14 protein-coding genes are annotated in these 14,477 nt (G+C 62.9%); 10 read left to right on the top strand and 4 right to left on the bottom strand.

What is annotated here, in order from left to right; genetic code table 11:
• Nucleotides 1-49: 49 nt before the first annotated feature.
• From MHY87_RS05760 to dxs, 8 genes are all read left to right on the top strand, one after another.
• Complete coding sequence (locus MHY87_RS05760) at nt 50-1,999, top strand: PAS domain S-box protein (protein WP_370644863.1); 1,950 nt, start codon at nt 50-52, stop codon at nt 1,997-1,999.
• A gap of 99 nt (nt 2,000-2,098) precedes the next feature.
• On the top strand, nt 2,099-2,734 hold the full coding sequence (locus MHY87_RS05755; RefSeq protein WP_239350299.1) for an FMN-binding negative transcriptional regulator: 636 nt from the start codon (nt 2,099-2,101) through the stop codon (nt 2,732-2,734).
• A gap of 42 nt (nt 2,735-2,776) precedes the next feature.
• On the top strand, nt 2,777-3,385 hold the full coding sequence (locus MHY87_RS05750; RefSeq protein WP_239350297.1) for a DNA-3-methyladenine glycosylase I: 609 nt from the start codon (nt 2,777-2,779) through the stop codon (nt 3,383-3,385).
• Nucleotides 3,386-3,976 carry an HD domain-containing protein gene (locus MHY87_RS05745; protein ID WP_239350295.1) on the top strand — a complete coding sequence of 197 codons (591 nt, stop codon included), beginning with the start codon at nt 3,386-3,388 and terminating at the stop codon, nt 3,974-3,976. It begins immediately after the preceding gene.
• A gap of 8 nt (nt 3,977-3,984) precedes the next feature.
• Entirely contained in the window at nt 3,985-4,503 is a 519-nt protein-coding gene (locus MHY87_RS05740) for a tyrosine phosphatase family protein (RefSeq protein WP_239350293.1), read from the top strand.
• 52 nt (nt 4,504-4,555) lie between these two features.
• The gene (locus MHY87_RS05735) at nt 4,556-7,261 is read left to right on the top strand and encodes a DUF2339 domain-containing protein (protein WP_239350291.1); all 2,706 of its coding nucleotides are present in this window, start codon (nt 4,556-4,558) and stop codon (nt 7,259-7,261) included.
• 40 nt (nt 7,262-7,301) lie between these two features.
• Nucleotides 7,302-7,550: an exodeoxyribonuclease VII small subunit gene (locus tag MHY87_RS05730; RefSeq protein ID WP_091135444.1), complete on the top strand. Its 249-nt coding sequence runs from the start codon at nt 7,302-7,304 to the stop codon at nt 7,548-7,550.
• A gap of 33 nt (nt 7,551-7,583) precedes the next feature.
• A complete protein-coding gene (dxs, locus tag MHY87_RS05725) occupies nt 7,584-9,491 on the top strand; it encodes a 1-deoxy-D-xylulose-5-phosphate synthase (protein WP_239350289.1) in 1,908 nt (635 codons plus the stop codon).
• Nucleotides 9,492-9,504: 13 nt separating this feature from the next.
• Here the strand turns inward: dxs and MHY87_RS05720 are convergent, their stop codons facing one another.
• Both MHY87_RS05720 and MHY87_RS05715 read right to left on the bottom strand, forming a co-directional pair.
• Nucleotides 9,505-9,633, bottom strand: a complete 129-nt coding sequence (locus tag MHY87_RS05720) for a YHYH domain-containing protein (RefSeq protein WP_239350287.1) — start codon at nt 9,631-9,633, stop codon at nt 9,505-9,507.
• Between the two features lie 152 nt (nt 9,634-9,785).
• Nucleotides 9,786-10,499, bottom strand: coding sequence for a superoxide dismutase (locus tag MHY87_RS05715; RefSeq protein WP_239350285.1), 714 nt, complete (start codon nt 10,497-10,499; stop codon nt 9,786-9,788).
• A 105-nt stretch (nt 10,500-10,604) separates the two neighbouring features.
• Here MHY87_RS05715 and MHY87_RS05710 point away from each other — a divergent pair, with 105 nt between their 5' ends.
• Both MHY87_RS05710 and MHY87_RS05705 read left to right on the top strand, forming a co-directional pair.
• Nucleotides 10,605-11,333: a TlyA family RNA methyltransferase gene (locus MHY87_RS05710; RefSeq protein WP_239350283.1), complete on the top strand. Its 729-nt coding sequence runs from the start codon at nt 10,605-10,607 to the stop codon at nt 11,331-11,333.
• Nucleotides 11,326-12,576 carry an RNA methyltransferase gene (locus MHY87_RS05705; protein WP_239350281.1) on the top strand — a complete coding sequence of 417 codons (1,251 nt, stop codon included), beginning with the start codon at nt 11,326-11,328 and terminating at the stop codon, nt 12,574-12,576. Before MHY87_RS05710 ends, MHY87_RS05705 begins: the two co-directional genes overlap by 8 nt.
• A 112-nt stretch (nt 12,577-12,688) precedes the next feature.
• Here the strand turns inward: MHY87_RS05705 and MHY87_RS05700 are convergent, their stop codons facing one another.
• Both MHY87_RS05700 and MHY87_RS05695 read right to left on the bottom strand, forming a co-directional pair.
• Nucleotides 12,689-13,438 (bottom strand): SOS response-associated peptidase, encoded by a 750-nt coding sequence (locus tag MHY87_RS05700; RefSeq protein WP_239350279.1) that lies wholly within the window; start codon nt 13,436-13,438, stop codon nt 12,689-12,691.
• 9 nt (nt 13,439-13,447) lie between these two features.
• Nucleotides 13,448-14,443 (bottom strand): magnesium transporter CorA family protein, encoded by a 996-nt coding sequence (locus MHY87_RS05695; protein WP_239350277.1) that lies wholly within the window; start codon nt 14,441-14,443, stop codon nt 13,448-13,450.
• Nucleotides 14,444-14,477: the final 34 nt, after the last annotated feature.

Below are 14,477 nucleotides of genomic sequence, written 5' to 3'. Positions count from 1 at the left end.
CTCTGACGCGCCGGAAGTCATGCGCGAAGAGTCTCTCAAGGGTTTCTCGATGAATGCTGTTCAAGTACCCGAGACGGCGCCCGAGAAGGAACGCTTCCAGCTCCTTGTCGATGCCGTAACGGATTACGCCATCTATATGCTCGATCCGAACGGCATCATTGCAAGTTGGAATTCCGGAGCTCAGCGATTTAAAGGTTATATCGAAAGCGAAATCCTCGGGGAGCATTTCTCGCGCTTCTACACCGACGAGGATCGCGCAACCGAACTGCCTCGGCGTGCGCTGGAAACGGCGGCGCGCGAAGGCAAGTTCGAGGCCGAAGGCTGGCGCGTGCGCAAGGATGGCGGCCGCTTCTGGGCCCACGTAGTGATCGATCCCATCTGGGATGCCAAAGGCAATCTTATCGGTTATGCCAAGATCACCCGCGACCTCACCGAGCGGCGCAAGGCCGAAGAGGCACTGAAGGAAAGCGAGCAGCGCTTTCGCCTGCTCGTGCAGGGCGTCACCGACTACGCCATCTACATGCTTGATCCCGAAGGCTATGTGTCGAACTGGAATCCGGGTGCGCAGCGGATCAAGGGCTACACTGAGGACGAGATCCGGGGGAAGCACTTCTCGCGCTTTTATACGGACGAGGACCGGGCCAGAGGTTTGCCGCAGCGCGCTCTTGAGATCGCAAGGCGCGAAGGCCGCTTCGATGCCGAAGGCTGGCGCGTGCGCAAGGACGGCACCCGCTTCTGGGCAAGCGTGGTCATTGATCCGATTTACAACGACATGAAGCGATTGATCGGTTTCGCCAAGATCACTCGCGACATCACCGAGCGCCGCAACGCGCAGGAAGCATTGGAGCAGGCGCAAGCCGCCCTCTTCCAGGCGCAGAAGATGGAAACCGTCGGGCAATTGACCGGGGGCATCGCACACGACTTCAACAACCTGCTGACGATCATCGTCAACAGTCTCGACCTCCTGACGCGCAACGTGACCGGAGCTCGCGAGACCCGCCTCATCGAGAGCGCGCAGCGCGCTGCGGATCGGGGCGCACGGCTGACCCAGCAATTGCTCGCCTTCTCGCGCCGGCAGCCGCTGCAGTCGGAGCTGCGCAATCCGCGAACCCTCATCGAAGGGTTTGAGACCGTTCTGCGCCGCGCTTGCGGGGAGCTGGTGAATTTGCGCCTCTCTCTGCCCACCCGCTCCAGCGCGATCAATGTGGATGGCGCGCAATTCGAAGCCGCCCTTCTCAATCTCGTGGTGAATGCCCGCGATGCCATGCCGGACGGCGGCGAGCTGACGATCGCCGTCAGCGAGACCGAGCTGAACGAGACACGCGCAGCGATCTGCAACATCCCGGCTGGTCCATACGTTGTTCTGAACGTGCGCGACACAGGGATCGGCATGTCGAAGGATGTGGCGGAACGCGTCTTCGAGCCCTTCTTCACCACGAAGGAGTTCGGCAAGGGAACAGGGCTTGGCTTGAGTCAGGTCTACGGTTTCATCATGCAGTCGGGCGGGCATATCGAGGTGCAGAGTGAGCCGGGCAAGGGCACGACGATCACCATGCTTCTCCCGGCGCATGACGGCGGTGAGGAGCAGGATGAGGAAGGGTCCTCCGACATGGGCAAGCCTGCGCGCGACACCGCAGGAACGGTGCTGATCGTCGAGGACGAGCCTGCCGTTCTTGAAGTCGCGATGGAAATCTTCGACAGTCTCGGATACGACGTCTTGACCGCCACCGACGCCATGCATGCTATTGAGGTCTTCGAGCGCGATATACCCATCGACGTTCTGTTCAGCGACGTGATCATGCCCAACGGCATGAACGGCGTCGAACTCTCTCGCAAGGCGCAGAAGCTGCGGCCGGGCATCAAGGTCCTTCTCGCTTCCGGCTATCCCATGTCGGCGCTGCCGTCGGAAGGTTTCGACGAGGGCGTATCCTTCATCAGCAAACCCTATCGCTGGACGGAACTGGCGGACAAACTGCGCGTGCTGCGGACCGGCTCCTGAGCATCCATCCGCTCCGGTGATGCCCGGGATCGTGATTTTTCATTGGTCTTGCCCTCGGACTTGAGATTAGCATTCCCATAACACCGGAATGGGAATGCCATGTATCAGCCGCCGCACTTTCGGGAAGACCGCCTGGACGTCCAGCATGCCCTCGTCAGGGCGCATCCGCTCGGGCTTCTCGTGACCAATGGGAACACGGGCCTCATCGCCAATCCCATTCCCTTCATCCTGGACGCGACCGCCTCGCCGCATGGCACCCTGCGGGCACATCTCTCCCGCGCCAATCCGCAATGGCGCGACTTCGACCCTGCCCAGGAAGCCCTGGTCGTCTTCCAAGGCACTGAGACCTACATCACGCCGTCCTGGTACGAAGCCAAGCGCGAGCACGGCAAGGTCGTTCCCACCTGGAACTATGCCATCGTGCAAGCCTATGGCCGGATGCGGATCATGGATGATCCCGCATGGCTCATGCAGCAGGTGACAGTCATGACCTCGGCCCAGGAAGCCACCCGGCAGGAGCCTTGGGCGGTCAGCGATGCGCCCGCCGATTTCCTGGCCTCGCAAATCAAGGGCATCGTGGGCATCGAGATTGAGATCACCCGGATCGAAGGCAAGTGGAAGGTAAGCCAGAACAGGCCCGAGGCGGATCGACAGAGTGTTGCCTCGGGCCTGCGCGGCTCAGGCGATGGGGATGCCCTCCACATGGCCGATCTGGTCGACAATAAAGGGGCATGATCGGATCTTTCCGTTTCCGTCGAAGGCCGTTACACCTTGCCCATGACAAACGGACTGATCCTGCACCCCGACAACAAATACCGCTGCTGGTGGCCCGGCACGGACCCGTTCTATGTGGCCTATCACGACAACGAATGGGGCGTGCCCGAATTCGACGACCGGGCCCTTTTCGAGAAGCTCATTCTCGACGGCTTTCAGGCGGGCCTTTCCTGGATCACGATCCTGCGCAAGCGCGAGAACTTCCGGAGCGCCTTCGCGGGCTTCGATCCCGCTATCATCGCGAGGTTCGAGCAGTCGCATGTGGAAGCCTTGATGCTCGACAAGGGCATCGTGCGCAACCGCGCCAAGATCGAGGCGACGATTGCGGGCGCGCGTGCATGGCTCGCTATTCAGGAGCGCGGCGGCTTCTCGAATTTCCTCTGGAACTTCATCGATGGCCGTCCGGTCCAGAACAACCTGATCAGCCGCAGCGACGTGCAGGCGGAAACGGATGTGTCGAAGCGCATCTCGAAGGCGCTTCGCGCAGAAGGCTTTAACTTCGTCGGCCCCACCATCGTCTATGCCTTCATGCAGGCGGTGGGCATGGTGAACGATCATCTCGTGGGCTGCTACCGCCACGCGGAATGCGCCGCCATGGCCGAGAAAATGTAAATGGCGAAGGAACCTCGCGTCTGGCAGCGGATGCTCTCGGGCCGCCGTCTCAACCTGCTCGATCCCTCGCCTCTCGATGTCGAGCTCGACGACATCGCGCATGGCCTTGCGCGCGTTGCGCGCTGGAACGGCCAGACCATCGGCGGGCATATCTTCTCGGTTGCGCAGCACTCTCTTCTCGTCGAAGCGATTGCCGGTCATCTCGATCCCGAAATGCCGCGCGCCACGCGGCTTGCGGTGCTGTTGCACGATGCGCCGGAATACGTGATCGGCGACATCATCTCGCCCTTCAAGGCGGTGATCGGCGATGCCTACAAGGCCATCGAAGCAGGATTGCTCAGCGCGATTCATCTCCATTTCGGATTGCCCGCTTCACCAAGCGCCGCGCTGAAGCGCTTCATCAAGCAGGCGGATCGGCAGGCGGCATTTCTCGAAGCGACACATCTCGCAGGCTTCGAACGTGAAGAGGCGATCAAGTTCTTTGGCCGTCCCGAGCCGCTGCCGCGCAGCGTTCAGGCATTTTTGGAGCCGTGGCCCGTGGCGCAAGCGGAAGAGCGTTTCAGCGAGCATGTGCTCAAAGCCATGGCCTGAACAAACCCATGCCCACCCTCCACGTCTGTCCCCTCTCACGCCTGAACGAGACGATTGCCGCTATCGGGCCGAGCCATGTGGTGAGCCTCATGAGCGCAGGCGCGGTGGTCGAGCGGCATGCTTCGATTGCACCCGAGCGCCATCTGTCCATCAGCGTGAACGACATCGTGCAGCCGATGGAAGGCCATGTTCTGGCAGGCCCGGAGCACATGGAGCAATTGATCGCGTTCATTCGCGCCTGGGATCGCGCAAGCCCCCTGCTCTTTCACTGCTGGGCCGGCATCAGCCGTTCGACGGCGGCGGCCTATATCGCGGCCTGCGCTCTCGCCCCGGAGCGGGAAGAGGCTGAAATAGCCCGAACCTTGCGCGACGCTGCGCCATCGGCCACGCCCAATGCGCGCTTCGTGGCCCTTGCCGACGAGATCCTGGGCCGCCAGGGCCGCATGGTGGACGCCATCCGCGCTATCGGCCGAGGGGCGGACGCTATGGAGGGCACGCCCTTCATGTTACAAATTAACAGGGGCTGACGCGATTCTGCCGCGAAAGCGGCCCTGATGCTGTATTGTTCGAGGGCTTTTCGTGGAAGTCGCGCTTTCAGGCCTTGCCATTTTTTTGGTCGCCGTATTTGGGCTCGCCGGTCCCGTCATTGCATTGATTGGCCTTATCCTCGCCATGCGGGCGCGACGTGAGCTGCACCGCATCCAGCTTCGCCTGGATCGCATTGAAGCCAGCATGCGTCCGGTTCAAAGGCCTAGCGCCCTTACAGTCGAAGAAGCCGATTCTCCTGTTCAAGAGGCCGAAGCACTCCACCCTGCGGAAGCGGTTCCATCTGAGCCCGAAGCTCTCAAGCCTGCCTCCGTTCCCGCCATCCCTGCCGCTGCGGCTCAACCCGTCCCGCCCCGCCAGGGCTTCGAGGAAAAGCTCGGCTCCCGTTGGGCCGTGTGGGTGGGCGGCGTGGCGCTTGCGCTCGGCGGCATCTTTCTCGTGCGCTATTCCATTGAGCAGAACCTGCTCACGCCGCAGACCCGCATCGTGCTCGGCATTCTCTTCGCGCTCGCCCTCATCGGCGCGGGCGAGTGGATGCGCCGCCGCGAAAGCCGCTTCGACCTGCCGGGCATTCCAAGCGCCCACGTGCCGAGCGTCCTCACCGCCGCAGGCACCTGCACGGCCTTCGCCTCGGCCTATGCCGCTTACGCGCTCTACGGCCTCGTCGGCCCCGGCCTGACCTTCGTGCTGCTCGGGCTGATCGCCGTTCTCGCCATGGTCGCCGCGACGCTACACGGACCGATGCTCGCGGCACTCGGCCTTGTCGGCGCCATCGGCAGCCCGTTTCTCGTCTCGTCGGACAGCCCACAGCCCTGGGCGCTCGTGATCTATCTCACCTTCGTGGTCCTGCCTGCGTTCGGCGTCGCGCGGCTTCGGTTGTGGCGCTGGCTCGCGCTGGCGGCATCGACGGGCGCGCTGCTCTGGACAATGCCAATCTTCCTCATCGACGAAGAGAACATGCTGCCCGCCATGGTGCATCTGGTGCTTCAGGCAGGCTTGGCCTCGTTCTTCCTCGCCGTCGATCCCTATCGCCATGTACCGGATGACGAAGCGCGCACCGACAAGGCCGCGAGCGTGGTGCTGCTTGCCTTCGCCTTTGCCGGAATCGCCGTGACGAGCTCCGTTGCGACAGCCGATGGGAGGCCGCTCTTCGTGGCAGCCATGGCGCTTGTTCTGCTAGGCGCGGGCCTGCGCATCGCCAATGTTTCGACGGCTGCTGCGAGCAGCGCCGCGCTGGCGGCGGGAGCACTTCTCGTTTGGCCGCTTGCCACCGACATCGGCGACACGCCGGAGAACCTGTTCTTCCAGAGCGGAGATGTTTTTGCCGTTCGCCCCCATGCGCTCAACACCTATCTTGCCCTGGCGGCGATCCTGCCTCTGCTGATCGCTAGCGCATCCCTGCTACGGCTTGCGCGCTCGCGAGGCTTAAGGCTCTCCGTCGCCGCCTGGTACGCGGGTGCCGCGAGCGTCGGACCTCTGCTTGCGCTGATCGCCGCCTATTGGCGCGTGACGGAATTCGAGCGCAGCCTCTCCTTTGCCATCGTCGCGAGCGCTCTCGCGCTCGCCTTCGTGCTTGCTACCCAATGGCTCATGCGGCTTGGGCGAACGGAGGAAGACTCTGCCATCCGCCTCGGCCTCGGCGCAGTTGCATCGGCGGCTCTGGGAGCAGTCGCATTGGGCCTGACCTTCGCGCTGGAAAAGGGCATGCTGACGGTCGCCTTCGCGCTCGCGGCTCTCGGCACCGCGTGGGTCGCCCACCGCATCGCCATTCCCGCCCTGCGCTACGCGGTCGGCGCCATCGGCCTGATCGTCTTGGGACGCCTCATCTGGGACCCCACTATCGTCGGCAGCGATCCGGGACCCGTGATCTTCAACTGGCTGCTCTGGGGCTATGGCGTTCCCGCCATCGCGTTCTGGCTCGCGAGCCGCATTCTGGAGCGCAGCGGTCGCGACCGCATCGTCCAGCTCACGGAAAGCCTCGCCATCGTCTTTTCGGCCTTCCTGGTCTTCTTCGAAATCCGCCACGCGCTTCATGCGGGCTATCCGCTGGCGGCCGATTTCAGCCTCCTGGAAGCAGGCCTTCTCGCCACGCAGAGCCTTATTTTCGCGATCCTGTTGACGCGCTTGGATACCCACAGAGCCGACCCGGTCTATCGCTGGGGCTCGCTGATCTTCAAGGCCCTCTCCTTCGGCCTGTCCGCCATCGCCCTGCTGGTGGTCGAGAACCCGCTTCTGACCAATGACGAGATTGCGGGCGGGGTGCTCTTCAACAGCCTGATCCTGGCCTATCTCCTGCCCTCCATCCTCGCCGGCTTCCTGGCCTATGCGGAGCGGGACGTCCGCCCGTCCTACTATGCCCTCGCCTCCGCAACTTTGAGCCTCGTCCTGCAATGGGCCTATGTTGCGCTGGAGATCAGGCGCATCTTCCAGGGACCGCATTTGGGCTTTTTCTGGCGAGGTTTCACCCAAGGCGAGCAATGGAGCTATTCCATCGCCCTCCTCCTCATCGGCATCGCACTCCTCGGCTTCGGCATCCTCCGGGACAACCGCTTTGCGCGCATCGCCTCGGCGGTTTATCTTGTGCTTGCCGTTCTGAAGGTATTCATCCTCGACCTGTCCAATCTGGAAGGCGTGATGCGGGCCTTGTCATTTATTGGCCTCGGCCTTGTTCTCATCGGCATCGGCCTCGTTTATCAGAGGTTCCTCGTCCGACGGCCGGGCAACACCGCGATCTCGTGAGAAACGCGGCATAACAACGAATTTTTTGACGGATAGCTGCATGACCGACACCACGTCCATCAAGACCCTCCCCTTCGAGAAGGCCCTAGCTGAGCTGGAAGAAATCGTGCGGCGCCTCGAGCGCGGCGACGTGCCCCTCGAGGATTCCATTGCCATCTACGAGCGCGGAGAGGCCCTGAAGAAGCATTGCGAGCAGCTTCTGAAGAAGGCCGAGGCCCGAATCGAGAAGATCACCATCGGCCCGGACGGAGCGGCCTCCGGCACGGCTCCGCTGGACGTGGGCGAATAAGTCACAGGGATAACAACCGGGTCCGGCCTCACCTTGTCCACAGCTCTCCTCGACACCATCACGATCCCGGAAGACCTCCGGCGGCTCCCCGAAAACCAGCTGCGGCAGGTTGCGGACGAGCTGCGCACGGAGACCATCAGCGCCGTTTCCGTCACCGGCGGGCATCTGGGCGCAGGCCTCGGCGTGGTCGAGCTGACGGTGGCGCTCCATTACGTGTTCGACACGCCCCGCGACCGGCTGATCTGGGACGTGGGACACCAGGCCTATCCGCACAAGATCCTCACCGGCCGCCGCGACCGCATCCGCACCTTGCGCCAGGCAGGCGGCCTGTCGGGCTTCACCAAGCGCGCGGAGAGCGAGTACGACCCCTTCGGCGCAGCCCACACCTCCACCTCGATCTCGGCGGGCCTCGGCATGGCCGTGGCGCGGGATCTCGACGGGAAGAAGAACAACGTCATCGCCGTCATCGGCGACGGCGCCATGTCGGCGGGCATGGCCTATGAGGCCATGAACAACGCTGGCGCCATGCATTCGCGCCTGATCGTGATCCTCAACGACAACGACATGTCGATCGCGCCGCCCACCGGCGCCATGTCGTCCTATCTCGCGCGCCTCGTGTCCGGCGGCACCTATCTCAGCATCCGCGAGGCCGCTAAGCAGCTGGCGCGCAAGCTGCCGAAATTCTTCTACGAGAAGGCGCAACGCGCCGAGGAATATGCACGCGGTTTCTGGACCGGCGGCACGATGTTCGAGGAGCTCGGCTTCTACTATGTCGGCCCCATCGACGGCCATAACCTCGATCACCTTCTGCCGATCCTGAAGAACGTGCGCGATTCCGAGACGGGGCCGATCCTCGTTCACGTGGTGACGCAAAAGGGCAAGGGCTACGCGCCTGCGGAAGCCGCAGCCGACAAATATCACGGCGTCGTCACCTTCGACGTGGTAACGGGTGCTCAAGCCAAGCCGAAAGCGAATGCGCCCTCCTACACCAAGGTGTTCGGCGAAAGCCTGATCAAGCAAGCCCACGAAGACGACAAGATCGTCGCGATCACGGCGGCGATGCCGACAGGCACGGGCGTCGATCTCTTCGGCAAGGAATTCCCTGCCCGAACCTTCGATGTAGGCATCGCCGAGCAACACGCGGTGACGTTTGCCGCAGGCATGGCAACGGAAGGCTACAAGCCGTTCTGCGCGATCTATTCCACGTTTCTGCAGCGCGCCTACGATCAGGTCGTGCACGATGTCTCGCTGCAAAATCTACCCGTGCGCTTCGCCATCGACCGCGCGGGTCTCGTCGGCGCAGACGGGCCGACGCATGCGGGCTCCTTCGACATCGCCTATCTCGGCACCCTGCCGAACATGGTGGTAATGGCAGCAGCCGACGAGGCGGAATTGGTGCACATGGTTGCCACTGCCGCAGCCTATGACGACGGCCCCATCGCCTTTCGCTATCCGCGCGGCGAAGGCGTTGGCATCGATCTGCCCGAGAAGGGTGAGCCGCTTGCCATCGGGAAGGGCCGCATCGTTCGCCAAGGCAGCCGCATCGCCATTCTCTCGCTCGGCACGCGCCTCGCCGAAGCGCTGAAAGCCGCCGAAGAACTCGAAGCGCGCGGCCTCTCCACCACCGTGGCCGATGCGCGCTTCGCCAAGCCGCTCGACGAAGACATGATCCTCAAACTCGTACGCGAGCACGAGGTTCTCATCACCCTCGAGGAAGGCTGCATCGGCGGCTTCGGCTCCTTCGTGCTGCAATTGCTGTCGGACAAAGGCGCGCTCGATCGCGGCACGCTCAAAGTTCGCTCCATGGTGCTGCCCGACACATACCAGGACCACGACAAGCCCGAGCGTCTCTATGCCGATGCCAGCCTCGATTCAGCCGGCATCGTGAAGAAGGTGTTCGAAGCACTGGGCCAGGAAGAGATCCGCGAAGTCCGCGCTTAAGTCCTTATCCGTGTCACCGATGGCAGTGGTAATCGCCTGTTTTACGGTTGTTGTGACAGCCCTCTTTGTTGAGGCCGCCCGGATGGGCCAAGGCGGCGGTGGCAACGAGAGATGCGAGAAGTCCGGCGAGTAATGCTTTCATGTGAGCCCCCAGAACATGCCTCTCTGGTACTCACACATTAATGCAACTCAAGGTAGTGATTCGCAATTATATATCTATTGGTTGCGCCCATTCCTTCCCTGTCCTGTGGCAGAGGGCTTAAAGGCACATCCCAAGCCAGCCGCCACCCATTGTTAAATCGTCAGAGTCCCAGCCTTCGCGGCGGCGTAGCGCTCGCCGATCTTGTTCCAGTCGAGCACGTTCCACCACGCCTTCAGGTATTCCGGCCTGCGGTTCTGGTACTTGAGGTAATAGGCGTGCTCCCATACGTCGTTGCCCATCAGCACACGCTGCCCGTCCATGAGCGGCGTGTCCTGGTTCGGCTTGGCGACAAGGGCGAGCTTGCCGTCGCGGTTTACCGTCACGAACACCCAGCCGGAGCCGAACTGCTTCTCGCCTGCAGTGTTGAAGTCGGTCTGGAATTTCTGGAACCCGCCGAGATCCCGGTCGATGGCGCTCTTGAGTTCGCCCGAGGGTTCGCCGCCCGCTCCGCCCATGACCTGCCAGAACATGGTGTGATTGGCGTGCCCCCCGCCATTGTTGCGAATGGCGCTTCGAGCCGATTCCGGCAGATCGCCGATCCTCCCCAGCATCTCATGGAGCGGCATGCGGGCCAGCTCCCCATTCTGGCTCAAAGCCGCGTTCAGGTTGTTGACGTAGGCCGCATGGTGCTTTCCATGGTGGAGTTCCATGGTCTGGGTGTCGATATGGGGCTCGTTCTTGGACGGGGCATATGGCAGAGGATCCAGCTTGAAGGGACCGGGAGCCCCTTGCGCCCAGGCGCGAGGAATGGCAGCGCTGGCGGCAAGCAATGTTGCACCGGTCAGGAGATGGCGGCGGCTGAGCATGGGGGCTCCGTTCGGTCTGTTGGATGGCTGAACGGATACGCCCGCCGGCGACAGCCGGTTCCAAGGCTTGAAAGGATTGTGAAGTCACATGAGGTCGAGGCGTCCATGACCCGCAAGCGTGCCGATGTGGTGCTCGTCGAGCGCGGCTTCTTCACAAGCCGCGCCCGGGCGCAGGAGGCTATTGTCGCGGGCCTCGTGACCGTGAACGGCGTTGCCGTGCGAAAAGCCTCCGAGACGGTTCCCGAGGATGCGGTCATCACCGCCGTGCAGCCGCACCCTTACGTCTCGCGCGGAGGCGTGAAGCTCGCGGCAGCCCTCGATGCCTTCGCCATCGATCCGAAAGGCTGCATCTGCCTCGACATCGGCGCCTCCACCGGCGGCTTCACGGAAGTGCTGCTGATGCGGGACGCCAGGCATGTCTATGCGGTGGATGTGGGCCATTCGCAGCTTCATCCGAAAGTGGCGAACGATCCGCGCGTGACCAATCTCGAAGGCACGGATGCGCGCTCGCTCAACACCGACCTCGTGCCGGAGCCTGCGGATCTTCTCGTATCGGATGTAAGCTTCATTTCCTTGAAGCTCGTGTTGCCCGCCTCCGTCGCGCTGCTGAAGCCGCAGGCGAGGCTGGCGGTTCTCGTGAAGCCGCAATTCGAGGCCGGGCGCGACAATGTGAAAAAGGGCATCGTGCGGGACGAGGCCGTGCATCGCGCCGTGTGCGAGGATATGGAAGCTTTCGTCACGTCGCTTGGTTTTACTGTCGATGGCATCGTCCCCTCGCCCATCGAGGGCGGGGACGGAAATCGCGAATTTCTGTTAGGAGCCCACCGTGGCTGAGCAAGTCGTTATCAAGCGCCTCGGCGCGAAAGCCGATGGGATCGCGGACACCGCATCCGGTCCCGTCTTCGTGCCGAAGGTGCTGCCGGGCGAGAAAGTCACCATCGAGCACGAGGGATCGCATGCCGATCTCGTCAGCGTCGATGTTGCGTCTTCCGAGCGCGAAATTCCGTTCTGTCCCTATTACGAAGAATGCGGCGGCTGCGCGACGCAGCACATGAAGCACGGCTTCTATCAGGGCTGGAAGCAGGAGACGCTGGCACACACATTGTGGCAAGCGCGCATCGAGGCTCCCATCGAGCCGTTGATCGACGCCCATGGCGAAGGCCGCCGCCGCGTGACGCTGCATGTGCGCTTTCCCGACCGCGCCATGCATGTGGGCTTCATGGCGGCGCGCAGCCACCAGATCGTCGAGATCGGCTTCTGCCCCATCGCGGAAGCTCCGTTGAAGGATCAGGCGCCCGGCATCGCGCGCGCCATCGGTGAGCACTTAAAAGCGGCGCGCAAGCCGCTCGACATTCAGATCACGAACACGCAGACGGGCTTCGACGTGGATGTGCGCGGCCATGGGCCGTTGAAGGACGCGGATCGCCTGAGCCTCATCGACCTCGCGGCGAGGCTCGACCTCTCGCGCCTGTCGATCCATGGCGACGTGATCGTGGAGCGCCGTCCGCCCGCGATCCTCATGGGCCGCGCTTCCGTCGTGCCGCCTCCCGGATCGTTCCTGCAGGCGACGCGGCTGGGCGAAGAAACTCTTGCGCGCCTCGTCACCGAAGCCTGCGAACGCTCAAAACGTGTCGCCGATCTCTTCTCCGGTTCCGGCCCCTTCGCGCTGCGCCTTGCCGAGAAGTCGGAGGTTCACGCCGTCGAATACGACAAGGGTTCGACCATGGCCCTCGACAAGGCATTCCGCGCAACGCCGGGCCTGCGCCGCATCTCCACGGAAGCGCGCGACCTCTTCCGCCGTCCGCTCCTCACACCGGAACTCAACGCCTTCGACGCCGTGGTGCTCGATCCGCCGCGCGCGGGCGCGGAGGCACAAGCCAAGCAGCTTGCCGTGTCGAAGGTGCCTCTCGTGGTCAGCGTCTCATGCGACGCCGCGACCTTCGCCCGCGATGCCGCGATCCTGATGAGCAGCGGCTATCGCCTGGAGCGCGTGATCCCCGTCGATCAGTTCAAGCACTCGCCGCATCTCGAAGTCGTCGGCATCCTGCGCCGCGACGTGGTGAAGAAGCGGCGGTAATACCAACCAGTGTCATCCCGGGGCTGCAAAGCAGAACCCGGGATCGTATGACGAGAATGGCGCCCTATTCTGCGCACGATCCCGGATCGGCTTACGCCGTCCGGAATGACGCCTAGAACAGGCTCCCCTGATCGTCCTCATCGCTCGACAGCGGCTTCTTCGCCTTGGGCTTGCTCTGCTTCATTGGAGCAGGCTCGGGATGCGCGAGAGGTTCCATCAATCCGGCATCGTCGTTCTCAACCTTGTTCACGCGGCTTGAGACCGGCAACACTTCAAGCCAATCGTCAGGACATGGACGCACGAGCGGCATGACATTAGCGCGCTCGTCGCGTACATCGAGCCAAGCGGTAATGTCTTCTTCCGAAAGAATTACCGGCATGCGGTCGTGCACCGCCGACATGGTGCCGTTGGCATCCGTCGTCACGATAGCTGCCGTGTCGATCTCACCTCCGTCAGGGCTTGAATAAGTCTCCCACAAGCCCGCCATGGGCAGGGGCTTGCGATTGCGCGGGCGGATGAGGAACGGCGTCTTCTCGCGCCCCTCGCGGCGCCATTCGTAGAAGCCGTCAGCGAGGAAGATGCAGCGACGACGCTTCACCGCCGCCTTGAAGGTGGGCTTCGTCTCCAGGGTCTCGCCGCGCGCATTGATGACCAGCGGAAAATCCTTCGGGTCCTTCACCCAGGACGGCAGGAAACCCCAGCGCACCAGCATGAAATGCCGCTCGCCGCGATCCTCCAGCACGATGGGCACGGGCTGCGTGGGAGCCACGTTGTAGCGCGGAGGAAAGTTCGGCTGCTCGGGATAGCCGTAGAATTCGCGGAAGATCTCGGGAGGCAAGCTGATGGCGAAGCGCCCGCACATGACAGCCTCCTACAACCACCGCTTCCAGCGGAAAATGAGGTAGGGCACGATGGCAGCGAGCAGCATGAGGCCGATGGCCCAGAGGTAGCCGAACTCCCAATCCAGCTCCGGCATGAGCTTGAAGTTCATGCCGTAGAGCGACGACACCAGCGTCGGCGGCAGGAAGATCACGGACATCACCGAGAAAATCTTGATGACGTCATTCTGCTCGATGGAGACGAGGCCGAGCGTGGCATCGAGCAGGAACTGCACCTTGCTGGAGAGGAAGGTCGCGTGCTCTTCGATGGATTGCACGTCGCGCAGCGCTGTGCGCCACTCGGCCTGATAGCCGCGCGTTTTCTGCGGGCGCGGCATGCTGGCGGAGAGAAACAGCAGCAGGCGCTCGACGGACACCATGCTTTCGCGCACGTTGGAGATCACATCGGCCTTACGCCCAATGGATTTCAGCGCTGCGCGGAACGATGCCGTGCGGCGCGTGCCCTTCTTCTCGTTCTCGAAGATCGATTGCGACAGGCGGTCGATGCGCTGGCCCACGGTGCCGAGAATTTCTGCGGCGCGGTCGATGATCGTCTCGATCAGACCGTCGAGAACAGCCTCCGGCTGGTGGCGGCATCCGCCGGGCTTTCCGGCGCGCGCCGTGAACATGCTGAACGAGCGCGGCTCGCCATAACGCACGGTCACGAGCGCCCGTTCGGTCAGGATGAACGACACGTCGATGAGCTTCGGATTGTCGGTGTCCGAGCTACAGAGCACGCGAGCTGTCATGTAACGGGCGTTGTTCTCGTGATAGAGGATCTCGGATGGCTCGATATCCGCCATCTCCTCCCTGGTCGGGATCTCGATATTGAGATGGCGCTCGACGAGGCGATCCTCCTCGCGGCTGGGGTCGATCAGGTCGACCCAAAGCGCATCTTCCGGGATCGCCTCCCCTTCCGGCAGAACATAACGCTCGAGGGATTCCCCCGTGGGGAAAGCCGTCTGTGCCGGCCTGTGGATCACGATCATACCCGTCTCCGCCTTATCGGGTGAATTCTAGCTT

This window comes from Microvirga sp. ACRRW (assembly GCF_022346925.1).
Lineage (GTDB): Bacteria > Pseudomonadota > Alphaproteobacteria > Rhizobiales > Beijerinckiaceae > Microvirga.
Note: the sequence above shows the minus strand (reverse complement) of the source record. Positions and strands in the feature narration are given on the sequence as shown.